This window comes from Labilithrix sp., from assembly GCA_019637155.1.
In the GTDB taxonomy this organism is placed as follows: Bacteria; Myxococcota_A; Polyangia; order Polyangiales; family Polyangiaceae; genus Labilithrix.
Genome location: JAHBWE010000015.1, coordinates 126,663 through 152,143, shown reverse-complemented (window position 1 = coordinate 152,143; position 25,481 = coordinate 126,663). Strand labels below are relative to the sequence as shown.

The window sequence follows — 25,481 nt, the reverse complement described above, 5'->3', positions numbered from 1 at the left end:
CGCGCGCCGCGGTTGCGTGGCACGTGATACCGTCCGCCGAAATGAAGGTCCGCGTCCTTGCGTCCGCCGTGCTCCCTGTCCTCGTCGCGTGCGCCGCGGCGCCGCCGCCCGCGCCGCCACCGGCGCCGAAGGTGGCGGCCAGCGCCGTCGCGCCGCCGCCTGCTCCGCCGGCGGTGAACGACGAGGACTTCGCGTGGCTCGAGGACGTGAACGGCGAGAGGTCCATCGCCTTCGCGAAGACGCACAACGCACTGTCGGAGGGGCAGCTCACCGCCGAGCCCGGGTTCAAGGCGCTCGAGGAGCGGCTCGCCGCGATCTACCTCTCGAAGGACAAGATCCCCGCCGTCCACGTCGAGAACGGGAAGCTCCGGAACTTCTGGACCGACAAGGAGCATCCGCGCGGCGTGTGGCGCGAGACGACGCTTGCAGAATACAAGAAGGCGGCGCCCGCCTGGACGACGCTCCTCGACGTCGACGCGCTCAACAAGTCCGAGGGCCAGAGCTACGTCTACAAGGGCGCGCAGTGCCTGCGGCCGCTCTACAAGCGGTGCCTCGTCAGCCTCTCGAAGGGCGGCGGCGACGCGACGATCGTGCGCGAGCTCGACACCGACAAGAAGGACTTCGTCAAGGGCGGCTTCGAGCTCCCGGAGGGGAAACACGACCTCGCGTGGAAGGACGAGAGCACGATCTACGTCGGCACCGACTACGGGCCCGGCTCGCTCACGCGCGCCGGCTACGCGCGCGTCAGCAAGGAGTGGAAGCGCGGCACGCCGCTCTCCGCCGCGAAGACCGTCTTCGAGGGGAAAGAGACGGACAACGGCGCCACGTGCGGCCGCACGTGGGACCACAAGAACCGGTTCCGTGACTTCTGCACGCGCTCGATCGACTTCGAGCGCAAGGAGCTCCACTTCCGCGAGGGCGACAAGCTCGTTCGTGTCGACAAACCCGAAGACGCCGATTTCGGCGTTCGCGACGACGACGTGTTCATCCGCGTGAAGAGCGATTGGACGCCGGTGCCCGGCGGCAAGACCTACAAGAACGGGACGCTCCTCACGACCAAGTACGACGCGTACCGCGCCGGGAAGCGCGACTTCCAGGTCCTCTTCGAGCCCACCGCGCGCTCCGCGTTCGCGGGGTGGACGAGCACGAGGAACCAGGTCGTCCTGACGACGCTGAACGACGTCCGGCGCGAGGTCACCGTCTTCAAGCGCGCGAACGAGAAGGCGCCGTGGGTCGGGACGCCGATGAAGGAGAGCGCCGGCTCCATCGTCGTGCAGGCCTACGACCACTGGACGTCGGACGACGTCTGGATCTGGCTCGAGGACTTCACCGTCCCGAGCACCTTGAGCCTCGGCAGCCTCGTCACCGGCAAGCGCGAGGAGCTCAAGAAGATGCCGTCGTTCTTCGAGGCCGACGGCCTCGAGACGACGCAGCACTTCGCGACCTCGAAGGACGGCACGAAGGTCCCGTACTTCGAGGTCGGCAAGAAGGGCCGCGCCGCCGGCGCGACGCTGCTCGAGGCGTACGGCGGCTTCGGCCTCTCGCAGCAGCCGGGGTACCGCGCGTCGGTCGGCGCGGGCTGGCTCGAGCGCGGCGGCACCTTCGTCCTCGCGAACATCCGCGGGGGCGGGGAGTACGGGCCGGAGTGGCACCACGCCGCGATGAAGGAGAAGCGGCAGAACGCGTACGACGACTTCATCGCCGTCGCGGAGGACCTCGTCGCGCGCGGCGTCGCGACGAAGCAGACGCTCGGGATCCTCGGCGGCAGCAACGGCGGCCTCCTCACGAGCGTGATGCTCACGCAGCGGCCGGAGCTGTTCGGCGCGGTCGTGAGCCGCGTGCCGCTCACCGACATGAAGCGCTACCACAAGCTCCTCGCCGGTGCGTCGTGGATGGGCGAGTACGGCGATCCCGACAAGCCGGAGGAGTGGGCCGCGCTCGCGAGGTACTCGCCGTTCCAGAACGTGAAGCGCGAGGCGTCGTACCCGCCGGTCCTCTACACGACCTCGACGAAGGACGACCGCGTCCACCCCGGCCACGCGCGGAAGATGGTGGCGAAGCTCGAGGCGCTCGGCCACAAGCCGCTCTACTACGAGAACATCGAGGGCGGGCACGGCGGGGCGGCCGATCGGACGCAGGCCGCCCACGTCGACGCGCTGATCTACACGTTCCTCGCGACGCGCCTCGGCCTCGAGAAGAAATAGATCCTCTCTCTCGCGCGGCCGTAGAGGCGGCCATGCGCACCTTCTTGGTCGCAGCCGCCGCGTTCGCGCTGGCGGGCTGCGGGACCGCGGCGATGCCGCGAAACACGGCTCCTTCCGCGGCCGCGAAGACGCCGCCGTCCCCCGGCCGCGTCGTCGTCTACCGGAACGGCGTCGCCTACGTCGAGCGCTTCGCCGACGTCGAGGGCGAGACGATGACCCTCGCCGTCCCGCGCGAGAAGGTCGACGACTTGCTGAAGTCGCTGACCGTCTCCGACCTCGCGACCGGCGAGCCCGTGCCCGTCTCCTACGTGCCGAACGGCGACGAGGGCGGGCTCATGGCGCTGAAGATCGGCGGCAAGCCGACGCCGACGAAGCGCCGGCTTCGCCTCACGTACGTGACGGGCGCGCCGGCGTGGAAGCCGAGCTACCGCGTCGTGGTCGGCAAGACGGGGGAGGTGGAGCTCCAGGCGTGGGCGATCGTCGACAACGCCTCGGGCGAGGACTGGAAGGACGTCCGCCTCGGGGTGGGGGCGAGCTCGGCGATGAGCTTCCGCTTCGATCTCCGCGGCCTCAAGGTGGTCGAGCGCGAGGCGCTCTCTTACAACGATCAGTTCGCGCAGCAGCGCGCGGTCGCGAAAGCGGCCGCACACGCCCCGGCCGCCGCGGCGGCGGCGCTCGAGCACGACGACGGGGCGCTGTCGGGACCGCCGAGCACGGAGCCGATCGGGACCTCGCACTTCGAGTCGGATGCGCCGATGACGGTGCCGAAGGGCACCTCCGCGATGGTCGCGATCCTCAAGGCCGCGACCGAGGGCGAGGTCGTCTACCTCTACGATCCCACGAACCCGCGCGGCGACGCGCGCTTCCCGTACCGCACGATCCGCTTCCGCAACCCGAGCGACGGCGCGCTCGAGAGCGGGCCCGTCAGCGTCTTCGGCGACGGCCGCTTCGTCGGCGAAGGCCTCGCCGATCCGGTCCCCGCGAAGTCGATCGCGTTCGTGCCGTTCGCGCTCGATCGCCAGATCGCGGTCGACCAGACGACGAGCGAGCGCGACGAGATCACGCGCATCGCGGGGGTGAGCCACGGCGTCTTCAAGACCGACATCAAGCACACGCGGAAGAAGACCTTCGCGTTCACGAACCGGATGGGCGAGCGCGCGACGGTGTACCTCAAGTACGCGGTGACGCCGGGCTACAAGCTCGCGAAGTTCCCGGACACGCGGAGCCCCGCGCCGGGCGCGAGCGACTCGAGCGATCACCTCGCCGACGCGAGCCTCTTCAAGGTGGACCTCGAGCCGAACGGCAGCGCGGAGGTCGAGATCGAGGAGGCGACGGCGTTCCCTCGCAATACCGACATCCGCGCCGCCGGCGCGCTCGAGCTCGTGCGCGCGTACCTCGCGAAGAGCGACGACGCGCTGAAGACGCGCGTCGAGCACCTCAAGGACCTCGGGCTCACGATGGCGAAGACCGAGGACCAGATCACGGTGACGCAGCACTCGATCCGCGAGGAGCAGACGCGGATCGAGGAGCTGAAGAACCAGCTCGCGACGCTGAAGGCGGTGAAGAGCGGCGGCGCGCTGGCGCAGACGCTGGAGAAGAAGCTCGCCGAGCTCACCGCGAAGAACAGCGCGCGCACGGTGGAGGTCGTCGCGCTGCAGGAGAAGCTGATGGTCGCGCAGGTCGAGCTCCAGGCCGCGGTCGCCGACCTCACGTTCGACGGCGATACGAAGAAGGTCGCTTCCGCGCCGTAGAAGCTCGCGCTACAACGCGGCGGTGCGCCTCGCGTCGGTCAGCGTCGACCTCGACGAGATCCATCACTACTTCGAGATCCACGGCGTCACGCCACGTGGCGGGGCCGGCACGCTCGTCTACGACGTCGCGATCGACCGCCTCCGCGGCCTCGCCGACGCGGGCGGGTTCCCGCTGACGCTCTTCGCGATCGGTCGCGACCTCGAGCGCTCCGCGTCGCGCGATCGGCTGCGCGCGGCGGCGCTGGACGGTCACGAGATCGCGAACCACTCGCTCGATCACCGCTACGACCTCGTTCGCCTCGGCAAGGAGGAGATCCGGCGGCAGGTCGTCCACGGCGCCGCCGCGATCGAAGCGGCGTGCGGCAAGCGCCCGGTCGGCTTTCGCGCGCCGGGCTACACCGTCAGCGACGAGGTCTTCGAGGTCCTCGCCGAGGAAGACGTCGCCTACGACGCGTCGGTGTTCCCGTGCCCCGCGTACTGGACCGCGAAGACGGCCGCGATCGGGCTCATCGCGCTGCGCGGCCGGCGGAGCCGCTCGATCGTCGACACCCCGAACGTCCTCCGCGCGCCGACGCGGCCGTACCGCACCGGCACGCCGTACTGGCGGCGCGGCGGCGGCGTGCTCGAGATCCCGGTCCAGGTCACGCGCGGCCTCCGCCTCCCGTTCATCGGCACCTCCGTGACGCTCGCCGGCCCGACGCGCGCGCGCTGGCTCGCGAAGATGTGCGTGGGTGAGCCGCTCGTGAACCTCGAGCTGCACGGGATCGACGTCCTCGACGCCGCCGACGGCCTCGAGGAGCTCCTGCCCCATCAGCCCGACGTCCGCGTCGCGCAGGCGCGGAAGGTCGACGCGATCCTCGCGGCGTGCGCCGAGCTAGCGGCGGCGGGCTACACTTTCGTGACGATGCGCGAAGCCGCGGCGACGTTCGCGTGAAGCGCGCCGCGATCACGATCGGGATCGCGGCGCTGCTCTCGTCGCCGCTCGCGCGGCCGGTGGGCTGGGACGACTTCCCGATCTCGAGCTACCCGATGTTCTCTCGCGACATCGGGCGCACCGCGACCCTCGCGCACGCGCTCGTGGTGCAGGCGGACGGCGGTCGCGCGCCGGCCGCGCCGTCGCTCGTCGGGACGCCGGAGCCGATGGTCGCGGGCATGATCGTGATGCGCGCGATCGACGGCGGGACCGCGCGCGCGCTCTGCGCCGGCATCGCGGCGCGCGCGACGGAGGGCGTCGCGATCGAGATCGTCACGAGCGAGTTCGACTCGACCCGCTACTTCCAGGACGACGAGCGCGCGCCGCTCGCGCGCACGGTCCACGCACGCTGCGACGTGCCGAGGCGCCCGTGACGTGGAGGCCGGTCGCGCCGCCGGAGCGGCTCGCCGCGGTGCGGTTCCTCGTCGGCCTCTTCGCGACCTTCTACGTGCTCGGGCGCATCCGCTACGTCGCGGACTTCTCGCGCTACCAAACGTCGAGCTTCGCGCCCGCCGGCGTCGTGCGTCTGCTCTCGTCGCCGCTGCCGCCCGCGGCGACGTGGACCCTCGCGCTCGCGTGCGTCGCGCTCGGGCTCGCGTTCACGCTCGGCAGGCGCCTCGCGATCGTGGCGCCCGCGTTCTTCGCGTCGCTCTTGTGGGTCCTGTCGTACGCGAACTCGTGGGGCAAGCTCCTCCACTCCGAGAACCTGTTCCTCGTCCACGTCGGCGTGCTCGCGCTCGCGGGCGCGCGCCGGGACGAGGCGACGGCGGGCTGGGTCCTCCGCACGTGCGCGGTCGCGACGGCGGTGGTGTACTTCGTGGCGGGCGTGTCGAAGCTGCGGAGCGGGGGAGGGGCGTGGCTCACCGGCGAGGCGCTCGGCGCGTGGCTCGCGTGGGACGCGCTCCGCAAGATCGAGCTCGGCTCGCTCTACTCTCCTCTCGCGCCCGTCGTCGCGGGCTCGCGGCCGCTCCTCCAGATCCTTGCGATCTACACGCTCTTGGTGGAGCTCGGCGCGCCGGTCGCGCTCGCGTCGCCGAGGGCCGGGCGAGCGTGGGCGCTCGCGACGTGGGCGTTCCACGCCGGGATCCTCGCGACGATGGCGATCGGCTTCTTCTACCCGCTCAGCGGGATCGCGTTCGCGCCGCTCCTCGCGGTCGAGCGGCTGCCGGTGCTGAGGCGGATCGTTCAGCGCGTCGTCGGGTGAAACGGCTCGAGCTCGATGCGCTCGGGCGCCGGGCGGACCGGCGCGGTGACCTTCGCCTGCGCGGAGGAGTCGTCGACCGTCATTAGCGCGGCGTCGGTCGACGGCGCGAGGACCGCGGTGCCGAGCCAGAGGAACACGACGGCGAAGAAGCCCATCCCGAAGAAGCCCGCGAGCGTCCCCGCGCCGGCGATGGTGTTGCCGGTGAGCGTGCCGTTCGAGCGCGCGATGTCGCGGCGCGCGATCGAGCCGACGATGACGGCGGGGATGCCCGTCGCGGGGCCGAGCACGAAGCTCGTGAGCCCCAGCAGCACGGAGATGACCGCCTTCGCGTCCGTCTGCTGCATGGGCAAGTGCCGCATCGGCGTCATCTCCCTACAGCATACCCGCGGACCGGCGACGCGCACGTCGGGCCCTCACTTTTCTGATCCGCCACTGGAATTTTGCGGTGTGGTGCTGTCGCTCACGCGGCTCACGTTGGCGGTGTCGACCGCGGAGTTTCGAATGAAATCGCGGGCTACCTGGCTGTCGCCGGCGAGGAGCGCGTCGGGCGGACCGGCCGCTTCGACCTGCCCCTGGATCACCAAAACGGCCTGGTGCGCGATGCGGAAGCAGCTCGCGATGTCGTGCGAGATCACGATGCTCGTCACGCCGAAGCGCTGCCGCATCTCCTCGATGAGGTCGTCGACGAGGCGGCTCGTGAGCGGATCGAGGCCCGAGGTCGGCTCGTCGTAGACGAGGATCGGCGGCTCGAGCATGAGCGCGCGCGCGAGGCCGACGCGCTTGCGCATGCCGCCCGAGAGCTGCGACGGAAACTTCGGCGCGACGACGTTCGGATCGAGCCCGAGGATCTCGAGCTTGCCCATCACGCGCTCCCTGATCTCCTTCTTCGAGAGCTTCGTGTGCTCGACGAGCGGGAACGCGACGTTGTCGAAGACGCTGATCGAGTCGAGGAGCGCCGCGTACTGGTAGACCATCCCGAACTTCATGCGGACGCGGTTGAGGTCCCGCTCCGACACGCGCGTGACGTCCTCGCCGTCGATGAAGATGTGGCCGCTCGTCGCGCGCTCGAGGCCGACGATGATGCGGAGGAGCGTGGTCTTGCCCGCGCCGGAGCCGCCGATGATGACGGTGGTCTCGTTCTTCCTCGCGACCAGATCGATCCCCTTGAGGATCTCCTGCTCGCCGAAGGACTTCCGGATCTGCCGCAGGACGACGATCTCGTCCGGCATCGGCTTCCGCGCGAGGTCGGGTCCGCGGACGAGGGTGACCTCCTGGTCCGGCGGAGGTGGCTCCTTGGCGTGGCGATCCCCCGGATCGACGCTCCGCTGGTCCTTCGCCGCCACCGCTCGAATGTCCCTTTCGCAGACGGCGCGCGCAAGCTAAACGTCATCCACCATGACGCGCGATCAGATCGAAGCCATCCTCAAGAGCTCCGGTGCGAAGTCCGACAAGGACGGCTTCTCGCTGCCGGAGGGGTCGAGCGTGACGCTGCACGTCGCGCACGACGGCGCGAGCCTCGCCTTCCAGAAGCTCGAGAACGTGAAGTTCGACGGCGAGCTCATCTATGGGAAGAACCCGAAGCAGACGATCGCGATCGTCACCTCCGACGTCTTCGCGGTCGCGCTCGAGGGCGGCAACGACAAGGCGCGCCGCCCCGCCGGCTTCGCCGCGGTGTGACGACGACGATCCGCGTCGCGACGCGCGAGGACACGGCGACGCTCGCGCGCCTGCGCCGCGCCGGCTTCCTCGACGCCGACGACGCGAGCGGCCATCGTTTGCTCGTCCGGCCGGCCGCGCGATGACGATGCGCGCTCTCGGCGTCGCGATCGGGTGGCTCGCGGGCTCGGTCTTGCGCGTTCGCCGCGCGCACGTCGAGGCGGCGATGGTCCGTGCGGGCGTGGCCGACGCGAAGGGGACCGCGGTCCGGATGTACCGCGCGCTCGGCGTCGCGCTCGTCGCGTTCTTGCGCGGGCGGCCGCTGCCGGCGATCGACGAGGAGCCGCTCGCGGCGGCGATCGCGCGCGGACCGGTCGTGCTGTTCGCGTCGCACACCGGGAACTGGGAGCTCGCGGCGGCGGCGGCGGCGCGGCTGCTCGCGGCGCGCGGGCGGCGGCTCTCGGTCGTCGCGAAGCCGATGAGCACGCGCTGGATCGATCGGCTCCTCGCGCGGCTCCGCGCGCGGCTCGGCGTGCACGTCATCGCGCCGGAGGGCGCGCTCGCGGCGGCGGGGCGCGCGCTCGCGGCCGGCGACGTCGTCGCGATGCCGATCGATCAGGTGCCGGATCGGCCCGGCCTCGCGGTGCGTTTCCTCGGCGCGCGCGCCGTCGTGGACCGCGCGCCGGCGATCGTCGCGTGGCGGTCGCGCGCCACCGTCCTCGTCATCGGCGCGACGGAGGGCCGCGCCTCCGTGCTCGACGTGATCCCCGCACGTTCCTGCAGCGATCGCGCGGGTCTTTGGATCGACGCCGCCGCGCGCCGCGCGACCGCGGCGCTCGAGGACTTCGTCCGGCGCGAGCCCGCTTCGTGGATGTGGCTCCACCGGCGCTGGCGCGACTTGTCGCCCCTCGCCGCGCAGGCTAATCGGGGCCCATGGAAGACGCGCTCGTCATCGCGGGCAGGAGCTTCGGCAGCCGGCTGATCGTCGGCACCGGCAAGTACAAGGACGTCGCCGAGACCGAGCGCGCGATCGACGCGTCGGGCGCGGAGATCGTGACGGTCGCGCTCCGTCGCGTCGACCTCGCCGACAAGTCGAGCGGCTCGCTCATGTCGCTCCTACAACGGAAGAGCTGGACGCTGCTCCCCAACACCGCCGGCTGCTACACCGCGGACGAGGCGGTGCGCACGCTGCGCCTCGCGCGCGAGCTCGGCATCGCGTCGATGGTGAAGCTCGAGGTCATCGGCGATCCGAAGACGCTCTACCCCGACAACGAGCAGACGCTCGAGGCCGCGAAGACGCTCGTGAAGGAGGGCTTCACCGTCCTGCCGTATTGCATCGACGATCCGATCCTCTGCCGCAAGCTCGAGGACCTCGGGTGCGCCGCGGTCATGCCGCTCGCGGCGCCGATCGGCAGCGGCCTCGGCATCCGCAATCCGCACAACCTCTCGATCATCCTCGAGCACGCGAAGGTCCCCGTCATCGTCGACGCCGGCGTCGGCACCGCGAGCGACGCCGCGATCGCGATGGAGCTCGGCTGCGACGGCGTCCTCATGAACACGGCGATCGCGCACGCGAAGGACCCCGTGCTGATGGCGACGGCGATGAAGGACGCCGTCCGCGCCGGACGTTTGGCGCGGCGCGCGGGTCGCATGTCGAAGACGCGCTACGCGAACGCGTCGAGCCCCACCGCCGGTCTGATCGAATGATGCGCGCGCTCGTCGCCGGCGCGCTCGCGCTCTCGATCGGGACGACCGCGCCGTTCCAGTGCGGCGGCGGCGGGTACGAGTCGGGCAAGCCGACGCCGAACGACGGCGACGCGCTCTACGACCTCGCGCAGGACTTCCACGCGAAGGGGAACGAGGAGGCCGCGAAGCAGACCCTGCGCTACCTCGTGGAGCACTTCCCCTCGAACCGGCACGTGCCCGCCGCGCGGGCGGAGCTGGGCGAGAGCAAGTGATCGCGCCCTCGATCATCCTCGTGACGGATCCGCGGTACACGCTCGACCGCGCGTGCGAGGTGATCGAGAAGGCGAGCGCGGCGGTCGATCCCGGCGCGCTCATGGTGCAGCTGCGCGACAAGGCGGCGTCGATCGCGGAGCTGACGAAGGCCGCGCGCCGCCTCCGCGACGTGACGAAGAAGGCGCGCGCGCCCTTCGTCCTCAACGCGGCGCGCCCCGACGCGCGCGACGTCATCGAGCTCGCGCTCGACAGCGGCGCCGACGGCGTGCACGTGGCGGGCAAGCGCGAGGCGGTCGCGGCGGTCTGCGCCGTCGCCGACAACGCGTGGATCTCCGCGCCCGCGCACTCGAGCGACGACGTCTCCGCGCTCGCCGGGAACGTCGAGGCGCTCCTCGTGAGCCCGATCTTCGCGACGCCGGACAAGGCGACGCCGCGCGGACCGAAGGCGCTCGTCGAGGCGAAGCGGCTCGGCCCGCCCGAAGGCGGCGCGCGGATCTACGCCCTCGGCGGCGTCGGGCCGGACAAGGTCGAAGCGTGCGCGGTCGCGGGCGCCGACGGCGTCGCCGTCATCCGTTCGCTCTTCGATGCCGCCGATCCCGCCGCCGTCGCGCGCGTCCTCGATGCGCCGTTTCGACGCGGCGCGGCGCGGGCGCGGCGATCGTAGCGACGTGGCGCGTCCGGCGGTAACCTGGTCCGCCATGTCGACGTACGACGAGACGCTGAGCATCACGACGGAGATCCTGAGGAAGCACGTGGACAGCGGCCGCGCGATCGGCCCGAAGGACCACATCCAGAACGATCTCGGGCTCGACTCGCTCGGCGTGATGGAGCTCGTCGCCGACGTCGAGGACCGCTTCGAGGTCTCGATCCCCAACGACGTCCTCTCCGACATCGCGACGGTCGAGGACATCGCGAAGGCGCTGATGAAGCTCCAGGAGTCGAAGCAGGCGAGCTAAGCGCTCGCTTCGAGCGGGCCGATGTCCTCGCCCGACAGGACGAAGAACGCCTCGCCGTAGGACTTCAAGAGCTCGAGGGCGGTGTCCATGTCCTCTTGCGTGTGGCCGCGCGTGATGTTCACGCGGAGCCGCTCCTCGCCCTGCTTCACCGACGGGTAGACGAGCGGCACCATCATCACGCCGCACTCGAGGAGCGCGACGTGCATGAAGAGCGTCTTCCGCTCCTCGCGGCACATGACCGGCATGATGTGCGTGTTGCTCGTGCCGAGCTCGAAGCCGGCCTCCTTCAGCTTGCCGCGGAAGTACTCCGACTTCTGATGGAGCTCCTTCACGAGGGCGGGGCCGTCGCTCTCGAGCATGTCGAGGATCGTGCTCGCCGCCGCGACGACGGGGACGGGGAGGGTCGCGCTGAAGAGGAAGCTCCGCGCGCTGTTCTTCACGAGGTCGGTGACGTCCTGCGAGCCGAGGAGGATGCCGCCGATGCCGCCGAACGTCTTCGAGAACGTCGACACGACGATCGGCACCTTGCCGTGGAGGCCGAGCTCCTCGACGATGCCGGTGCCCTTCGCCCCGAGGGTGCCGGTGCCGTGCGCGTCGTCGACGAGGAGGACCGCGTCGTAGCGCGCGCAGATCTCGACGAACTCGGCGATGTGCCCCTTGTCGCCGTCGAGCGAGTAGATGCCCTCGACGAGGACGAGCGCGTTCTTGCGCTCGCGCGTCTTCAGGATGCGCTCGAGGCTCTTCGCCGAGTTGTGGTTGAAAAACCGGATCTCGGGCGCGCGCCCCGGCACCCCGGCGGCGAGGAAGGAGCCGTCGAGGATGCAGGCGTGGCTGTAGCTGTCGAGGATGAGGGTCGTGTCCTTGTCCGCGATCGCGGAGATGGTCCCGACCATCGCCTGGTAGCCGGTCGTGAACGTGAGGCAGCTGTCGAAACCGAACCACTTCGCGAGGCGCTGCTCGAGCTCGACGTGCTCGACCGTCGTCGCCTGCGGCCGCGCGCTCGAGAGGCCGCACGCGTACTTCTCGACCGCCTTCTTCGCCGCCTCCTTCACCTTCGGGTGATCGGTGAGGCCGAGGTAGTCGTTCGAGCTGAAGTTGATGATCAGCCGGCCGCCGATGCTGTTGTGCAGGCCGCCCTTCTCGAACTCGCGGAAGTACGGATAGACCTGGTTTTCCTTCGCCTCGCGGATGCGCGCGAGCTCCGCGTGGGCCTTCTCGTCGAGCCAGCTCATTCTGCGGCCCTTCTGGCACAGACCCGCCTTGCGCGCGAGGATTCCAGCGATCCAGCTATCCGTTTCGGCTGAAAATGTCCGAATTGCGCAAGGCGCGATCACCCCTGGGGATGCGTTGTCTGCAAAACAACGCCAGGGATCCATCTTGACAGCACGACTCGTGTGCTCGTTCGCGCAGATAGCGAAACACGCACGTTGGCGTGATGCATGCTGAACAACATCGCATGAGCAAGCGTCGCGTTCGTGGAGCCGCCCTCGTCGAATACGCCTTCATCCTCGTCTGCGTCTCGGCGCTCGCGGGAGCAGGCGCGAAGGGGATCCACAAACGCTCGGCGTCCACCGCCGGAAAGGCGACGACGGAGCTGAACATGACGGGCCTCGGCGGAGGTGGCGGCGGCGGCGGTGGATCGTCGTCCAGCTCGGCGGAATCCGGTACCGGCGGAAGCGGCTCGGGCTCCAGCGCCGGCGGCGGCTCCAGCACGAAGCCGAGCAAGAACCCGAACAAGGGTCCGAAGAAGATCGAGAAGAAGGATCAGACGCCCGACGACGAGGCCGACGCGACCTGATCCGCGGGCGGCGCTTGGCTTACGCGCTTCATCACGACCGCCGACGCGTTGCCGTAGTAGCCCATCGACGTGACGAGCACGGTCGCGACCTTCGCCGGGGGCTTGCCCGACGCGAGGCAGCTCGGCGGCGCGCCGTCGAGCCACGCGCACGCCGCCGCCATCGCGAGCGCCCCGCCCGCGCCGAGGGTCTCGCCGAAGACCTGCTTCGGCGCCGCGACCGCGACGTCGGGTCCGATCGCCTTCGCGATCGCGGCGCGCTCCTCGCGGTCGATGCGCTCGATCCCGGCGAGCCCCGACACGACGAGGTCGACGTCGCCCGGCGTCACGCCCGCGTCCTCGAGCGCGGTCCCGATCGCGCGCTCGAGCGACGTGCTCGACGCGAAGAGGAGCGACGCGTCGTCCTTCGGTCCGACGAACGCGGTGCCGTAGCCGTCGACGGTGGCGAGCACCTTCGCGCCCCGCTTCGTCGCGCGCTCGAGCGGCTCGAGGACGAGGAACGCCGCGCCCTCGCCGAGCCGCGTGCGGTCGCCGAAGCCGGGGACGGTGGCGCCGAGGACGCCGAGGCGATCGAACGCGAGGTAGAGCGCCTCGCTCATCGACTCACCGCCGCCGGTGAGGATCGCCTGCGCGCGGTTCGTCTCGAAGAAGATGTCCGCGCACGAGACCGCGTCGAGCGCGCCGCAGTTGCCGTCCGACACGCTGACGTTGAGCGCGCGGAGGTCCTCCCAGATGCTCACGTACCCGGCCGCGCTGTTCGAGACCGTGTTCGGGAACTTCGCCGGATTGATGTATCTTGCATCTTCCAGGACGGCGACGCGATCGAGCTCCGTGATCGCCTCGAGGCTGCCGTACGCGTTCGAGCAGCACACGCCGACGTCGGTCGGCTGGAGCGGTCCGAACGCGCCGTCTTTCTTCAGCCCCGCGTCGTGGAGCGCGAGGCGCGCGGCGACGACGAGGAGCTTCGTGAGGCGATCGAGGGTGCGGAGCCCCTTGTCGCCGAGGTGCTTCGTCGGATCGAAGGAGGGCACCTCGACGATCGGAGGATCGTGGTAGCCCGACGCGTCGAAGCTCGTGAGCGGCGGGCGGTCGGCGATCGTCCGCGGCGCGCCGGAGCGGAACGCCTCGAAGAAGTCCGGCGTGCTCGTGCCGAGCGCGCTCGCGATCCCGAGCCCCGTGACGGCGCGCGGCTTCATCACGTCACCGCCGGCAAGCGGCCCGGCTTCGCCAGGCACGTGACCGAGTTGTAGCCGCCGAAGGCGAGCGAGTTGTTCAGCACGATGTCGGCCTTGCCCTTGCGCGCGACGTTCGCGACGACGTCGACGTCGCACTCGGGATCGGGCGTCTCGTAGCCGATCGTGGGCGGGTAGAGGCCTTGCTCGAGGGTGAGCAAGCAGCCGATCGCCTCGAGCGCGCTCGCGGCGCCCATGCAGTGACCGAGCATGCTCTTCATGCTCGAGATCGGCACCTTCCGCTCGCCGAAGACGTCGCGCATCACCTTCGACTCGGCGCTGTCGTTGTGCTTCGTCCCGGTGCCGTGCGCGTTCACGAAGTCGATCGCGTCGGGCTCGAGGCCGCTCCGCTCGATCGCCTGCTTCATCGCGCTGATGCTGCCGGCCGCCTCGGGGTGCGGCCGCGTGATGTGGTACGCGTCGCACGTCATGCCGTGGCCGCCGACCTCGGCGAGCACGCGCGCGTTCCGCTTCACCGCGTGCGCCTCCGACTCGAGGACGAGGACGCCCGCGCCTTCGCCGAGGATGAGGCCCTGCCGGTGGAGGTCGAACGGCTGGCACCGCTCCTGCGCCATCGCGGCGAGGCGCACGAAGCCGGAGTACTGGAGCTCCTGCAGCATCTCGGCGGCGCCGGTGACGATGACGTCGGCCCGGCCGGCGCGGAGGAGATCGGACGCGAGCCCGATCGCGTAGTTGCCCGCGGCGCACGCGGCGGGGAGGGTGAGGACCGCGCCCTCGGAGCCGACGGCGCGCGCGACGTGAACGGAGAGGAGGGTCGATCCGTACTTCGGGATCCACGCGCGGCGGACGCCGGCGGCGCCCTTCGCGATCCACGCGTGGTCGAGGTCCTCGAGCACGTCGGCCTCGCCCATCGTCGTGCCGAGGACGACCGACGCGCGCGGACCGTGGAGCGCTTGCTCGGGGAGCGCGGCGTCCGCGATCGCCATGCGCGCGGCGGCGAGCGCCATCTGCGAGCAGCGGCCCATGCGCCGCGTCTCCGCCGCGCTCAGGTGATCGCGCGCGACGAAGCCCTTCACCTCGCCCGCGTTGGAGCGCCCGAGGCTCGACGCGTCGAACGACTCGACGGGGGAGATCCCGCTCTTTCCTTCGGCGAGCGCGCGGAAGAAGGCGTCCTTACCCAGCCCGATCGAGCTGACGACACCGACGCCCGTGATGAAGACGCGCACGGGCGGCTTATACCTCGCGAGGCTTTCGAGCTGCAATCGGCGGAAATCCCGTGATTCATCGCATGGTTGAACCACTTGGCGCGGTGCGTAACGATGTTCGCGCGCGCCGCACATTACGCAACACCTGATCAGCGTTTGACGCCTTGCGCGATCGTGTCGCGACAAGTAAGAGACGCGCGCCCAATGACGGATCTCGCCCAGGAAATCGAGCGATCGCGCGATCGCGATCCGTCGCGCGTGCCCCCGACGCTCGCCGAGGCCCTCCGCCAGCTCCGCGATCGCACCGAGCGCGGCTTCGTCTTCGTGCGGGCCGACGGCAGCGAGCGTTTCTGCTCGTTCAAGGACCTCGGCATCGAGGCGGAGAGACGCGCGGCGCAGCTCCACGCGCGCGGCCTCACGAAGGGCGATCGCCTCGCGATCGCGGTGCCGGATCCCGACGAGTTCGTCCTCTCGTTCCTCGGCGCGGTGATGGGCGGCATCGTGCCGGTCCCGATCTCGCCGCAGCTCTCGTTCAAGAACATCGAGGGCTACCACGACACGGTCGCGCACATCGCGAACGCGTCGGGCGCCTCGCTCCTCCTCACGACCACCGCGACGAAGCAATACGTCGACCCGGCCGCGCCGCGCGCGCCGAAGCTCCGCGGCGTGCTCACCGTCGACGAGCTCGCCGCGACCGACGCGCCGGCGACGGTCGACGTGCAGGTAGAACCCGGCGATCTCGCGTTCCTCCAGTTCACGTCCGGCAGCACGTCGCGGCCGAAGGGCGTGATGGTCACGCACCGGAACCTCGCCTGGAACAGCGAGAGCTTCATGATCCACGGCCTCGCGAAGGACTCGTCCTTCGACAAGGGCGTGACGTGGCTCCCGCTCTTCCACGACATGGGGCTCATCGGCTTCGCGATCGGCACCTTGTTCACCGACATCCCGGTCGTCTTCCTTCCGACCGCGAGCTTCGTCCGCAACCCGCGCATCTGGCTCGACAAGATCCACCAGCACCGCGGCACGATCACGTACGCGCCCAATTTCGCGTACCAGCTCGTCACGAAGCGGATCAAAGACAAGGACATCACGGAGCTCGATCTCTCGTGTCTCCATCGCGCCGGCTGCGGGGCGGAGCCGATTCAGGCGCGCACGCTGCGTGAGTTCGCGGCGAAGCTCGCGCCGGCGAAGTTCGACGCGCGCGCGTTCCTCCCGTCGTACGGGATGGCGGAGGCGACGCTCGCGATCACGTTCGTCCCGCACTTCACGGGCGTTCGCACCGACACGATCGAGAAGGCGTCGCTCGAGAAGGGCGAGGCGAAGCCGGCGGCCGAGGGTGAGGACCAGAGTCAGGGCCAGGAGCTCGTGAGCTGCGGGCATCCGTTCCCGGAGCATCACGTCGCGGTCGTCGACGAGAACGGCGCGAAGCTCGGCGACCGTCAGGTCGGCCAGATCATCACGCGCGGCCCCTCGGTCTCGGCGGGCTACTACAACGAGCCGGAGCTCACGGCGGAGGCGTTCAAGCCGGGCCCCGACGGCGCGACGTGGCTCTACACGGGCGATCTCGGCTACACGGTCACGCGCGCCGACGGGAGGCCGGAGGTCTTCATCTGCGGCCGGCTGAAGGACATGATCATCGTGCGGGGGCGCAACTTCTACCCCAACGACCTCGAGTGGGTCGTGAGCGAGCTTCCCAGTGTGCGCCGCGGCAACGTCGTGGCGTTCTCGGTGGATGTGGACGGACCGGAGGGGAGGGCCGAGCAGCTGGTCGTGGCGGCGGAGGCGTTCCAGTCCGACGCGGCCGCGCTCGAGAAGGCGATCGCGGAGGCGATCCTCTCGAATTTCTCGCTGACTACGCACGAAGTGGCGATCGTCCCGCAGGGGACGCTGCCGCGTACGTCGAGCGGCAAGCCGCAGCGGCGCAAGACGAAGCAGATGTATCTGGACGGCACACTGCCGCGGGCCCGCGCCGTGCAAGACAACACCGGAAAGCCGGAAGACGCCGGTGCGAGCGCGTAGCGCGCTTCGCAGAACGTTCGAGACCACGAAGTCATGCCCAGTCGTTCCGAGCTCCTCGACACCTTCCGCAACACGGCGACCGAGGTCGCGGAGCGGGACTTTCAGGGAGTGATGGAGAGCTCGAAGATCGCGGAGCTGGGGATCGACTCGCTGGGGATGCTGGAGATCATCGGCTCGCTCGAGCGCGAGCTGCGCATCCAGATCCCGGACGAGTGTCTCGCCGGCGTCGTGACTGTCGAAGATTTGCTCAACGCCGTCGAATCGAGGAAACAGGAGCAGAGGACCTGATGACGAACCTTAAAGAAGAGCTCCGCGCGCTGATCGCCGAGATCGCCGAAAAGGACGAAATCCCCGACGACGTGGCGTTCAAGGACCTCGGCATCGACTCGATGATGGGCGTCGAAATCGTCGCGGCGATCGAGCGCAAGTACCAGGTGAAGATCGCCGACGCCGAGCTCGTCGAGGTCACCACCCTCAACAACGCGATGGCCCTCGTCCAAAAGAAGCGAGGCGCCGACACCGACGCCACCGTCAACGCCGCGGAGTAGCCATCGCAGCGTCCGCAAGGGCGGCGGCGGTTACGCCGACGCGACGCCGCATACCGAAGGCGTAGCGGCGGACTGGAGAGTCGTGCACGCCTAAAGAAAATCTCGACGTGGAGCGCGTCGCTTGCGAGTCGCCTCTACAAGCTCGCCTATCGCCCGCGCTGTCTCGACCGCCGGACGCGGGCGAGTGGCTGACGCTGAGGGTACCGAGAGCCTAGATGGCCGGAGTGATCTTCGCGGCGGGTGGGGGCTCGAAGTGGCTCATGATCGCCGGCGTGACGTGGTAGCTCAGGATACCCGCGAGGACGGCGGCGAAGAGCCAGAGCGCGAGGGGGGCGCCCTTCGGCTTGCTTCCGTCGGCGTTGGGGGCGAGCACGGTCTGCATCTGGACCTGCGCGCCGCCGTTGGCGGGGCGGAAGTGCGGGATCGGCGCCGGGGCCGGGGCGGGGCCGCGCGCGGAGGCGGACGGCGGGGGACGGCGGGTCGGGCTGAGGCCGCCCTGGCCGCTGAGGCCGTCGGGGAGGACGTCGTGGCACTCGCGATCGAGCGCCATCGTCTGCATCTCTTCGTCGACGTCGCCACGCTTCGCGCGGATCGACGGGCTCGCGCCGGTGTACTGCGGGACCGGCGTGTTGAGACGATGACTGTTGCCGGGGGAGGCCGGCGTCATGCTCTGCGGGCCGGTCGTGTTGCGCGGACGCGAGGTCGCCATCGGCGCGGGCGTCATCGACGGCGTGGGGATCGGAGCCGGCGGCGGCGTGGTGGTCGCCTTGCGAACGCGGGGCTTGCCGAGCGCGACCGGGGCGCCCGTGTCGTCGCCGGTGAACGCCTTCGCTTCGCCGGTGAAGCGGAGCTGGCGAGCATTGCCGGGAAGGACGAACGACATGGACCCGATCTGAAGCGAGCACGCTTCGTTCCATCCCCCGACCCGCAAAATCACCGGGAATGTGGTCCCCGCCGCATCCCGTCACGCCCTTCGACGTGGATCCTCGGTCCATCACCCATTGCGCAACACCTCCGGTGCGGGGCTCTGACCGATGGGCACGCTCGAACGCGCTATGCTCACCGACGTGACGCTGTTCGAGGAGCTGATGGCGCTCGTCGACGAGCTCGATCGTGATTCCGTCGAGTATGCGCTGGTAGGTGGTCTCGCGGTCGCGGTGTGGGGAGCTCCTCGCGCCACCAAGGACATCCGGGCGCTGCCGATGACCTTTCGTGATGGAATGCGGCTCCAGCGCGTCAGTCGTGCCGAGCCAGGCAAGGCAGGAACGCCAAGCGAGATCATGACGCTCGACCTCATTCTCGCCGACGAGCCGCTGCTCTCGGCGTGGACCTCGCGACAGCGCCTCACCGCCGGGGGTCGCGGGCTCTCGGTCGTCTCGCGGGATGCTCTCATCGCGATGAAGGCGGCGGCGGCGCGGCCGCTCGACGTCGCTGACATCGAGAAGCTCAGGGAGATCGACCGATGATCCCCTCGCCGGAAGAGGTCGAAGCGCGTCTCCGGCGAGCGAGCGCGTTGAGCGATCTCCGGGCCGATCGGCGCCTCGACGCGAAGATCGACCTGTCTCCGGACGCGATCGAAGCGCGCCTCCGAGAGGCGTCGAGCCTGCTCACCACGTGCCTCGAGCTCGCGCGGTTCTCGCGTCGCGAGGACGGCGACTAACGAGCTCCGCTTCACGATGCGGCAGCCGTCGTTCTCGTGCATCATGCACGTAAAGTCGCTTCGACTATCGAGCAGGGTCCGTGGGCTCGAGGGGAGGGTCCGGCGCTGGGGGTAGCGCTGGTGGCTCGTCCGTGGGCTCGGGCGGTGGGTTCGTGGGCTCGGGAGGAGGGGGCGGCTCCGTGGGCGCGGGGCTCGGCGGGCAGCCGCCGCGGTCCGTGTGGCCCGCGAGCTCGGGGCAGAGGTCCTCGTGGTCGGGGACGCCGTCGTGGTCGTGGTCGCGGAGCTCGGTGACGTCGGGGCCGAGCCACTCGACGGTGAAGACGCCGCGGACGTCGGCGGTGCCCATGCCCCGGACGAGCGCGAAGCTGACCGCGGCGCCGAGGCGGAGCGGGCCCACGTCGTCGTGCAGGCCGACGAGGAGCTCCACCGGCGTCGCGCGCTTCGCGAGCTCGGAGTCGATGACCGACGATGCGACGAGCTCCGGGCCGAGCGTCATCTTCCGCCACGTCGCCGCGACGCCGGCGGCGGCGTTGACCTCCGGGCCGACGCGCGAGCCGCCGAAGTAGGCGTCGCGGCGAAATGTGTAACCTACACGTGTCGAGGCGAGGAGCCAGCGGTAGCGGGCGGCGGCGGAGAGGTTGATCGCGAAGCGCGTGAAGTCGTCGCTCGCGTAGGCGGCGGAGGAGCCGGTCGGGAGCCAGGCGACGACGCCGCCCGCGATCGCGAAGCCGTTCACGTCGCGCGACGGCGAGCCGAAGAAGCGGAGGTCGAAGCTCGCGCGGACGTCGCCGACCGCCGGCGTGACCGGCGCGAGGTAGCGGATGCCGGAGAGGCTCGTGTTCTCGCCCCGCTGGTAGGCGACGACCGGCACCGAGAGCGCGAACCGCGCGCCCGGCACGAGCGCGACCGAGGCAGAAGGATGGAGCTCCGTCGTGTGGCGGACGAGCGTGTTGCGCCTGCCCTGCGAGAGGTCGCCCCACGTGTTGAGCTGCGGCGCCCAGCTCGCCGCGACGCCCGCCGCGACGAGCGGACGCGTGTCGGCCGGATCGGCACGGCCGAGGTCGAGCGAGTCGGCGTAGAAGAAGCGGCTCCCGCGCGGCGCCGGCTCGAAGCGCGAGAGCGCGACGCCCTGCGCGCGCGCGACGGACGCGAGGCTCAGCACGCTCAGCATGCACAGCGCGCCCAGCGCGCTCGGCACGCTCGCGAGGGTGCAGAGCGGGAGCCGCGTGCGCATGCTTCCAGGGTGCTACCAGAGGCCGGCGGCCCCTGGTACAAACTCCGGCTCCCCATGACGACGACGCCTCGCTTCGACAAGGTCCGCACCGAGCTCGATTTCCCGCGCGACGAGCGAGAGATCCTCGCGTTCTGGAAAGAGGGGAAGATCTTCGAGAAGTCGCTCGCGAAGACGAAGGGCGGCGCCCCCTTCGTCTTCTACGAAGGCCCCCCCACCGCGAACGGCCTCCCGCACAACGGCCACGTCCTCACGCGCGTCGTGAAGGACCTCTTCCCTCGCTACAAGACGATGCGCGGCTACCACGTCGCGCGCAAGGCGGGCTGGGACACGCACGGGCTCCCGGTCGAGGTCGAGGTCGAGAAGGAGCTCCACATCCACGGCAAGGCCGCGATCGAGGCCTACGGCGTCGAGCCGTTCGTGAAGCGCTGCATCGAGTCCGTGTTCCGGTACACGAACGTCTGGGAGTACAACACCGAGCGCGTCGCCTACTGGGCCGACCTCGAGAACGCGTACGTCACGTACCACCGCTCCTACGTCGAGAGCGTGTGGTGGGCGCTCTCGCAGCTCTTCGAGAAGGGCCTCCTCTACCAGGGCCACAAGGTCGTCTGGTGGTGGGCCCAGGGCGGCACCGCGCTCTCCTCCGCCGAGGTCGGCCTCGGCTACAAGGAGGTCGACGATCCGTCCGTGTTCGTCGCGTTCCCCCTCGCCGGCCACCCGAAGCGCGCGCTCGCGGTGTGGACGACGACGCCGTGGACCCTGCCGTCCAACATGTACGCGGCGATCAACCCGAAGTACGAGTACGCCGTCGTCAAAGGCGATCCCGAGAAGGTGAAGTCCGCCGCGACGAAGAAGGCGCTCGAGATGGAGCTCGTCGTCGCGAAGGACCTCGTCGACGCCGTCGCGAAGAAGCTCGGCACCGACCTCACCGTGGTCGAGACGCTCCCCGCCGGCGCGCTCGCAGGGCAGCGGTACGAGCCGCCCTTCGACCTCTTCAAAGAAGGCGCGCCCGACACGGCCTGGCGCGTGATCACCGCCGACTTCGTCACGCTCGACGCCGGCACCGGCATCGTCCACATCGCGCCCGCGTTCGGCGAGGACGACTTCCAGGCGCACCGGAAGCTCTACGGCGCGGACGCCGCCATCTTCTGCGCGGTGAAGCCGGACGGCACGTTCATCGACGAGATGAAGGACGTCGGTCGCGGCTACGCCGGCCGCTGGGTGAAGGAGGCGGACAAGGACCTCCAGGAGGACCTCAAGGCGAAGGGCCTCCTCATCCACGCCGAGCAGTACCGCCACCCGTACCCGTTCTGCTGGCGCTCCGACCAGGACCCGCTCATCCAGCTCGCGCGCCCCGCGTGGTACATCCGCACGACGCAGCTCAAGGACCAGGCGATCGCGAACAACCGCGCGGTGAGCTGGCTGCCCGAGCACATCAAGGAAGGACGCATGGGCGACTTCCTCGCGAACAACGTCGACTGGGCGCTCTCGCGCGAGCGCTACTGGGGCACGCCGCTCAACGTCTGGATCAACGACGTGACCGGCAAGATGGAGACGCCGTCCTCGGTCGACGCGATCCTCGCGAAGAACCCGCGCGCCTTCGATCACTGGAGCGAGGCGAAGAAGAAGGACCCGTCGCTCAACGACCACCTCATCGTCCACAAGCCGTGGATCGATCAGGTCACGTGGCAGAACCCGGGCGAGGAGGGGACCTACCGCCGCGTGCCCGAGGTCATCGACTGCTGGTTCGACTCCGGCTGCATGCCGTTCGCGCAGTGGGGCTTCCCGCACAAAGGCCAGGAGGAGTTCAAGCAGAGCTTCCCCGCCGACTTCATCAGCGAGGCGATCGACCAGACCCGCGGCTGGTTCTACTCGCTCCTCATGATCTCCACGCTCGTGTTCGACGAGGAGACGCAGAAGAAGTACGGCCTCGCGCCGGTCCGCTCGATCCCGCATCCGTACAAGACGTGCATCGTCCTCGGTCTCGTCTCGGACAAGGAGGGCAAGAAGGAGTCGAAGTCGAAGGGCAACTACACGAGCCCCGACATCATCCTCGACAAGGTCGAGATGCAGTTCGCCGTCGCCGGCGAGCACAAGGGCGTCGCCGCGGAGAAGGGGACCGCCTTCATCGCGAAGGAAGACCTCGAGGGCATGGACCTCAAGGAGGGCGCGAAGGTCATCGTCGGGAAGGACACCACGATGACGGCGAAGATCGGCAAGGGCCTCCCGCGCCGCGTGGTCGTGCTCCACGAAGCCGACCGCGCGGAGTTGAAGCTCACGCTCGCCCCCGCGAGCCTGAAGCCCTCCGAGGTGCCGTTCCTCCCCGAGCATCAGCGCGTCGCGCTCATCGATCCGTCGATGCCGTCGCCGGGCGCGGACGCGTTCCGCTGGTTCTTCTACGCGTCGAACCCGCCGTGGTCGAACACGCGCCACTCGCTCGCGAACGTGCGTGAGCTCCAGAAGGAGACGCTGGTCAAGCTCCGGAACGTCTACTCGTTCTTCACCATCTACGCGAACATCGACGGCTTCGACCCCACCCAGGCGCCGATCCCGCCGAAGGAGCGGCCGGAGATCGATCGCTGGATCCTCTCCGAGCTCCACCTCATGGTCGACGCCGTCACGAAGGACCTCGACGGCTACGACCTCTACACCGCGACGGGCCGCATCACCGCGTTCGTCGACGCGCTCTCGAACTGGTACGTCCGCCGCTCGCGCGATCGCTTCTGGTCTCCGCTCGAGGAGGGCAGGCTCGGCGCGAGCAAGCGCGCGGCGTACGAGACGCTCTACACGTGCCTCACGACCGTCGCGCGGGTGATGGCGCCGTTCACGCCGTACCTCAGCGACACGATCTGGCGGAACCTCGCGGTGAAGGGCGCGGGCCACGCCGACGCGTCGGTCCACCTCACGACGTGGCCGGCCCACGACGCGGCGCTCGTCGATCGCGGCCTCTCGCGCTCGATCGAGGCGGTGCGCGACCTCGTCAGCCTCGGCCTCCAGGTCCGCACGCAGGCGAAGCTGAAGGTGCGCCAGCCGCTCGGCGTCGCGAAGCTGATCCTCGCCGACGCGACGATGGCGGACCGCCTCGCGCCGTACCACGAGATGATCGCGGACGAGCTCAACGTGCTCGAGGTCGAGGTGCTCACGAGCCAGGCGGACGAGTACGTCACGTACAAGGTGAAGCCGAACTTCCGCACCCTCGGGCAGAAGGGGATGGGGAAGCAGGCGCAGGACCTGAAGAAGTCGATGGGCGCGATGAGCGCGGCCGACGCGCAGGCGCTCGTCGGCAAGCTGCTCGCCGACGGCAAGGCGAACGTGCACGGCGTGGACCTCGATCGCGAGGACGTCGAGGTCGCGTTCGACGCGAAGGAGGGCTGGGCGGCGGCGGGCGGACGGATCGGCGTCGTCGTACTCGACACGCGCCTCGACGACGCGCTCAAGGACCTCGGCTACCTGCGCGAGCTGTTGAACCGCATCCAGACCGCGCGCAAGGAGCTCGGCCTCGAGTTCGTCGACCGCATCGCGCTCACGATCGAGGGCACCGACCGCACGAAGCGCGTCGTCACCGCGAACGAGAAGGTGATCGTAGGCGAGTGCCTCGCGACGACCGTGACGCTCGCTCCTGCCGGCGCCGCCGCGCGCGAGGTCGACGTCGAAGGCGATCAGGTCCGGCTGACGATCGCGCGCTCCTAGCGGGGTCGTGATGCGCGTTCGTAGTCAAGAAGATCCAACGCGCGCACCTATTATTCGTCGCGCGGTCGATCGAAGGTCGACTCACGTCGTGCTGTGATAATCCTCGGCGGGGGAATGGCGACGCAGACGGGCAAGGCGAAGCGCATCGATGTGCGTCCGGCGAAGCCGTCGGTCGCGCGCACGGAGATCGTCGACAAGGCGACGCGGGCGCGCTTCGAAGACGAGCTCGACGCCGCGCTGAAGCGCAAGCCCGCGAGCGAGGTGAAGCTCGGCGGCGCGCTCCGCGCGATCGGTCGGCTCAGCCCCGCCCTCCGCGGCACGATCGCCGAGGCCGCGTCGGTCATGGTCCGGCGCGGCTCCTTCGCGCGCGAGCTGTACGCCGCGAGCATCCGCACCGTCGCGGAGGAGAACGATCCGCGCGCCGCCACGATCCTCAAGGCCGCGCTCGCCGCCGACGACGCCGGCGGCAACGCCACCCTGAGCGCCGCGTGCTTCTGTCGCGATACGTCCCTCGCCGCGCCGCTCGGGAAGCTCGCCGCGAGCCGTCAGTCGCACCTCGCCTTCGGCGCCGAGACCGCGCGCGTGTGCCGCCGCGAGTCGAACGGCGCGCACCTCACCGCCATCGCGCCGATGATCAAGGAGAGCCACCGCATCTCGCTCTGCGTGGACCTCTTCGTTCCGCTCACGCGCGCGGAGCCGATCGCCGTCTCGGTCGGGCCCGCGCTCGCGGTGCTGCGCGGCGCTGAGCGTCACCTCGGCCGCTGGCTCGTCCTCGCCGACGTCGCGGCGAAGGCGGGAGACGACGGGCCGTTCCTCGAGGCGACGCAGAAGGCCAACGTCGGACCGACGAGCGCGCGGGCGGCGTGGTCGCTCGTCTCGTGGGCCCTCGCCGAGACGCGCGCGAGCGTGACCCCGAACGCGCCGGCGGTGCCGTCGCCGGCGACGCGCCCCACCGTCGAGCTCGTCGCGCGCCTCTCCGATCGGCCGAGCGCCGATCGGGACACCACCTTCCTCTTCCGCATGGCGCACGCTCGCGCTCCGAGCTGCAAGCCCATGCTCGAGGGCCTCGCGAAGACGACGCCGCTCGCGGACGAGGTCGCGGTGCGCGCCGCCTCGTACCTCGCGCGCGACCACGGCCGCGACGACATGCGCGCCGCCCTCGTCGAGTGCGCGCTCGACGGCAAGCGCGACGAGCTCCGCGGGCTTGCCGTCGCGGCGCTCTGGGACTCCGCCTCCGGGCCGGAGCGCGCCGCCGTCCGGCAGAAGGCGCGCGACCTCTCGGACGAGCTCACGACGTCGCGCTCGCTCACGAGCGTGGCGTGGGGCGCGCTCGTGCGGGCCGCCCACGCGACGCACCGCGAGGCCGACTTCGTCGTTACCTCCGAGACCGCGCTCCGCTGGATCCAGTGGGGTTGGCTCGAATAATCGCGAATCGAG

Annotated in this window: 26 protein-coding genes; 19 read left to right on the top strand and 7 right to left on the bottom strand. The window is 70.2% G+C overall.

Going from position 1 to position 25,481, the window contains the following annotated elements; translation table 11 throughout:
* The first annotated feature begins 41 nt into the window (after positions 1-41).
* From KF837_30015 to KF837_29995, 5 genes are read left to right on the top strand one after another with little or no spacing between them, the layout of a single operon-like run.
* Positions 42-2,204 carry a S9 family peptidase gene (locus KF837_30015; GenBank protein ID MBX3231598.1) on the top strand — a complete coding sequence of 721 codons (2,163 nt, stop codon included), beginning with the start codon at positions 42-44 and terminating at the stop codon, positions 2,202-2,204.
* Positions 2,205-2,236: 32 nt separating this feature from the next.
* Complete coding sequence (locus KF837_30010; GenBank protein ID MBX3231597.1) at positions 2,237-3,955, top strand: DUF4139 domain-containing protein; 1,719 nt, start codon at positions 2,237-2,239, stop codon at positions 3,953-3,955.
* Positions 3,956-3,977: 22 nt separating this feature from the next.
* Entirely contained in the window at positions 3,978-4,889 is a 912-nt protein-coding gene (locus tag KF837_30005) for a polysaccharide deacetylase family protein (protein MBX3231596.1), read from the top strand.
* Positions 4,886-5,302, top strand: coding sequence for a hypothetical protein (locus tag KF837_30000; protein ID MBX3231595.1), 417 nt, complete (start codon positions 4,886-4,888; stop codon positions 5,300-5,302). The genes KF837_30005 and KF837_30000 overlap by 4 nt, the downstream gene beginning before the upstream one ends.
* Entirely contained in the window at positions 5,299-6,132 is an 834-nt protein-coding gene (locus KF837_29995; GenBank protein ID MBX3231594.1) for a hypothetical protein, read from the top strand. The genes KF837_30000 and KF837_29995 overlap by 4 nt, the downstream gene beginning before the upstream one ends.
* Here KF837_29995 and KF837_29990 read toward each other — a convergent pair.
* Together KF837_29990 and KF837_29985 are read right to left on the bottom strand one after the other, a co-directional pair.
* Positions 6,114-6,491 carry a DUF4190 domain-containing protein gene (locus KF837_29990; protein ID MBX3231593.1) on the bottom strand — a complete coding sequence of 126 codons (378 nt, stop codon included), beginning with the start codon at positions 6,489-6,491 and terminating at the stop codon, positions 6,114-6,116. The genes KF837_29995 and KF837_29990 overlap by 19 nt on opposite strands.
* A 54-nt stretch (positions 6,492-6,545) precedes the next feature.
* A complete protein-coding gene (locus KF837_29985) occupies positions 6,546-7,361 on the bottom strand; it encodes an ATP-binding cassette domain-containing protein (GenBank protein MBX3231592.1) in 816 nt (271 codons plus the stop codon).
* 166 nt (positions 7,362-7,527) lie between these two features.
* On the opposite strand from KF837_29985, the gene KF837_29980 reads away from it, so the two are divergent.
* The 6 genes from KF837_29980 to KF837_29955 all read left to right on the top strand — a co-directional run bounded on the left by KF837_29980 (position 7,528) and on the right by KF837_29955 (position 10,703).
* Entirely contained in the window at positions 7,528-7,809 is a 282-nt protein-coding gene (locus KF837_29980; protein ID MBX3231591.1) for a hypothetical protein, read from the top strand.
* A 121-nt stretch (positions 7,810-7,930) separates the two neighbouring features.
* A complete protein-coding gene (locus KF837_29975) occupies positions 7,931-8,770 on the top strand; it encodes a hypothetical protein (GenBank protein MBX3231590.1) in 840 nt (279 codons plus the stop codon).
* Entirely contained in the window at positions 8,722-9,495 is a 774-nt protein-coding gene (locus KF837_29970; GenBank protein MBX3231589.1) for a thiazole synthase, read from the top strand. The genes KF837_29975 and KF837_29970 overlap by 49 nt, the downstream gene beginning before the upstream one ends.
* Positions 9,492-9,746: a hypothetical protein gene (locus KF837_29965; GenBank protein MBX3231588.1), complete on the top strand. Its 255-nt coding sequence runs from the start codon at positions 9,492-9,494 to the stop codon at positions 9,744-9,746. Before KF837_29970 ends, KF837_29965 begins: the two co-directional genes overlap by 4 nt.
* Positions 9,743-10,411, top strand: coding sequence for a thiamine phosphate synthase (locus KF837_29960; GenBank protein ID MBX3231587.1), 669 nt, complete (start codon positions 9,743-9,745; stop codon positions 10,409-10,411). The genes KF837_29965 and KF837_29960 overlap by 4 nt, the downstream gene beginning before the upstream one ends.
* 34 nt (positions 10,412-10,445) lie before the next feature.
* Entirely contained in the window at positions 10,446-10,703 is a 258-nt protein-coding gene (locus KF837_29955) for an acyl carrier protein (protein ID MBX3231586.1), read from the top strand.
* On the opposite strand, the gene KF837_29950 is transcribed toward KF837_29955, so the two are convergent.
* Positions 10,700-11,935 (bottom strand): pyridoxal phosphate-dependent aminotransferase family protein, encoded by a 1,236-nt coding sequence (locus KF837_29950; protein MBX3231585.1) that lies wholly within the window; start codon positions 11,933-11,935, stop codon positions 10,700-10,702. The genes KF837_29955 and KF837_29950 overlap by 4 nt on opposite strands.
* A gap of 224 nt (positions 11,936-12,159) precedes the next feature.
* On the opposite strand from KF837_29950, the gene KF837_29945 reads away from it, so the two are divergent.
* Positions 12,160-12,501 carry a hypothetical protein gene (locus tag KF837_29945; GenBank protein ID MBX3231584.1) on the top strand — a complete coding sequence of 114 codons (342 nt, stop codon included), beginning with the start codon at positions 12,160-12,162 and terminating at the stop codon, positions 12,499-12,501.
* On the opposite strand, the gene KF837_29940 is transcribed toward KF837_29945, so the two are convergent.
* Both KF837_29940 and KF837_29935 read right to left on the bottom strand, forming a co-directional pair.
* Positions 12,468-13,694 carry a hypothetical protein gene (locus KF837_29940; protein MBX3231583.1) on the bottom strand — a complete coding sequence of 409 codons (1,227 nt, stop codon included), beginning with the start codon at positions 13,692-13,694 and terminating at the stop codon, positions 12,468-12,470. The genes KF837_29945 and KF837_29940 overlap by 34 nt on opposite strands.
* Entirely contained in the window at positions 13,694-14,917 is a 1,224-nt protein-coding gene (locus KF837_29935) for a beta-ketoacyl-[acyl-carrier-protein] synthase family protein (GenBank protein MBX3231582.1), read from the bottom strand. The genes KF837_29940 and KF837_29935 overlap by 1 nt, the downstream gene beginning before the upstream one ends.
* A gap of 183 nt (positions 14,918-15,100) precedes the next feature.
* Between KF837_29935 and KF837_29930 the strand changes: the two genes are divergently transcribed.
* From KF837_29930 to KF837_29920, 3 genes are read left to right on the top strand one after another with little or no spacing between them, the layout of a single operon-like run.
* Positions 15,101-16,915, top strand: coding sequence for a fatty acyl-AMP ligase (locus KF837_29930; GenBank protein MBX3231581.1), 1,815 nt, complete (start codon positions 15,101-15,103; stop codon positions 16,913-16,915).
* A gap of 33 nt (positions 16,916-16,948) precedes the next feature.
* On the top strand, positions 16,949-17,203 hold the full coding sequence (locus KF837_29925; GenBank protein ID MBX3231580.1) for an acyl carrier protein: 255 nt from the start codon (positions 16,949-16,951) through the stop codon (positions 17,201-17,203).
* Positions 17,203-17,463 carry an acyl carrier protein gene (locus KF837_29920; GenBank protein ID MBX3231579.1) on the top strand — a complete coding sequence of 87 codons (261 nt, stop codon included), beginning with the start codon at positions 17,203-17,205 and terminating at the stop codon, positions 17,461-17,463. The genes KF837_29925 and KF837_29920 overlap by 1 nt, the downstream gene beginning before the upstream one ends.
* Before the next feature lie 211 nt (positions 17,464-17,674).
* Here the strand turns inward: KF837_29920 and KF837_29915 are convergent, their stop codons facing one another.
* The gene (locus KF837_29915; protein ID MBX3231578.1) at positions 17,675-18,346 is read right to left on the bottom strand and encodes a hypothetical protein; all 672 of its coding nucleotides are present in this window, start codon (positions 18,344-18,346) and stop codon (positions 17,675-17,677) included.
* Positions 18,347-18,497: 151 nt separating this feature from the next.
* Here KF837_29915 and KF837_29910 point away from each other — a divergent pair, with 151 nt between their 5' ends.
* Positions 18,498-18,929: a hypothetical protein gene (locus KF837_29910; protein MBX3231577.1), complete on the top strand. Its 432-nt coding sequence runs from the start codon at positions 18,498-18,500 to the stop codon at positions 18,927-18,929.
* Positions 18,926-19,123 carry a hypothetical protein gene (locus KF837_29905; protein ID MBX3231576.1) on the top strand — a complete coding sequence of 66 codons (198 nt, stop codon included), beginning with the start codon at positions 18,926-18,928 and terminating at the stop codon, positions 19,121-19,123. Before KF837_29910 ends, KF837_29905 begins: the two co-directional genes overlap by 4 nt.
* A gap of 64 nt (positions 19,124-19,187) precedes the next feature.
* On the opposite strand, the gene KF837_29900 is transcribed toward KF837_29905, so the two are convergent.
* A complete protein-coding gene (locus tag KF837_29900) occupies positions 19,188-20,357 on the bottom strand; it encodes a hypothetical protein (GenBank protein MBX3231575.1) in 1,170 nt (389 codons plus the stop codon).
* Positions 20,358-20,411: 54 nt separating this feature from the next.
* Between KF837_29900 and ileS the strand changes: the two genes are divergently transcribed.
* A complete protein-coding gene (gene ileS, locus KF837_29895; protein ID MBX3231574.1) occupies positions 20,412-24,044 on the top strand; it encodes an isoleucine--tRNA ligase in 3,633 nt (1,210 codons plus the stop codon).
* Between the two features lie 114 nt (positions 24,045-24,158).
* The gene (locus tag KF837_29890; protein MBX3231573.1) at positions 24,159-25,469 is read left to right on the top strand and encodes a hypothetical protein; all 1,311 of its coding nucleotides are present in this window, start codon (positions 24,159-24,161) and stop codon (positions 25,467-25,469) included.
* The last annotated feature ends 12 nt before the right edge of the window (positions 25,470-25,481 follow it).

What these genes read in the sequence shown, in the direction of transcription:
- KF837_29930 (MBX3231581.1), top strand. Translation starts at nt 15,101, where the DNA reads ATGACGGATCTCGCCCAGGAAATCGAGCGATCGCGCGATCGCGATCCG.
- KF837_29965 (MBX3231588.1), top strand. Translation starts at nt 9,492, where the DNA reads ATGATGCGCGCGCTCGTCGCCGGCGCGCTCGCGCTCTCGATCGGGACG.
- KF837_29950 (MBX3231585.1), bottom strand. Translation starts at nt 11,935, where the DNA reads ATGAGCTGGCTCGACGAGAAGGCCCACGCGGAGCTCGCGCGCATCCGC.
- KF837_29975 (MBX3231590.1), top strand. Translation starts at nt 7,931, where the DNA reads ATGACGATGCGCGCTCTCGGCGTCGCGATCGGGTGGCTCGCGGGCTCG.
- KF837_29940 (MBX3231583.1), bottom strand. Translation starts at nt 13,694, where the DNA reads ATGAAGCCGCGCGCCGTCACGGGGCTCGGGATCGCGAGCGCGCTCGGC.
- KF837_29945 (MBX3231584.1), top strand. Translation starts at nt 12,160, where the DNA reads ATGAGCAAGCGTCGCGTTCGTGGAGCCGCCCTCGTCGAATACGCCTTC.
- KF837_29900 (MBX3231575.1), bottom strand. Translation starts at nt 20,357, where the DNA reads ATGCGCACGCGGCTCCCGCTCTGCACCCTCGCGAGCGTGCCGAGCGCG.
- KF837_29915 (MBX3231578.1), bottom strand. Translation starts at nt 18,346, where the DNA reads ATGTCGTTCGTCCTTCCCGGCAATGCTCGCCAGCTCCGCTTCACCGGC.
- KF837_29925 (MBX3231580.1), top strand. Translation starts at nt 16,949, where the DNA reads ATGCCCAGTCGTTCCGAGCTCCTCGACACCTTCCGCAACACGGCGACC.
- KF837_30010 (MBX3231597.1), top strand. Translation starts at nt 2,237, where the DNA reads ATGCGCACCTTCTTGGTCGCAGCCGCCGCGTTCGCGCTGGCGGGCTGC.
- KF837_29970 (MBX3231589.1), top strand. Translation starts at nt 8,722, where the DNA reads ATGGAAGACGCGCTCGTCATCGCGGGCAGGAGCTTCGGCAGCCGGCTG.
- ileS (MBX3231574.1), top strand. Translation starts at nt 20,412, where the DNA reads ATGACGACGACGCCTCGCTTCGACAAGGTCCGCACCGAGCTCGATTTC.
- KF837_29910 (MBX3231577.1), top strand. Translation starts at nt 18,498, where the DNA reads ATGGGCACGCTCGAACGCGCTATGCTCACCGACGTGACGCTGTTCGAG.
- KF837_30015 (MBX3231598.1), top strand. Translation starts at nt 42, where the DNA reads ATGAAGGTCCGCGTCCTTGCGTCCGCCGTGCTCCCTGTCCTCGTCGCG.
- KF837_29990 (MBX3231593.1), bottom strand. Translation starts at nt 6,491, where the DNA reads ATGCGGCACTTGCCCATGCAGCAGACGGACGCGAAGGCGGTCATCTCC.
- KF837_29890 (MBX3231573.1), top strand. Translation starts at nt 24,159, where the DNA reads ATGGCGACGCAGACGGGCAAGGCGAAGCGCATCGATGTGCGTCCGGCG.
- KF837_29920 (MBX3231579.1), top strand. Translation starts at nt 17,203, where the DNA reads ATGACGAACCTTAAAGAAGAGCTCCGCGCGCTGATCGCCGAGATCGCC.
- KF837_29905 (MBX3231576.1), top strand. Translation starts at nt 18,926, where the DNA reads ATGATCCCCTCGCCGGAAGAGGTCGAAGCGCGTCTCCGGCGAGCGAGC.
- KF837_29980 (MBX3231591.1), top strand. Translation starts at nt 7,528, where the DNA reads ATGACGCGCGATCAGATCGAAGCCATCCTCAAGAGCTCCGGTGCGAAG.
- KF837_29955 (MBX3231586.1), top strand. Translation starts at nt 10,446, where the DNA reads ATGTCGACGTACGACGAGACGCTGAGCATCACGACGGAGATCCTGAGG.
- KF837_29985 (MBX3231592.1), bottom strand. Translation starts at nt 7,361, where the DNA reads ATGCCGGACGAGATCGTCGTCCTGCGGCAGATCCGGAAGTCCTTCGGC.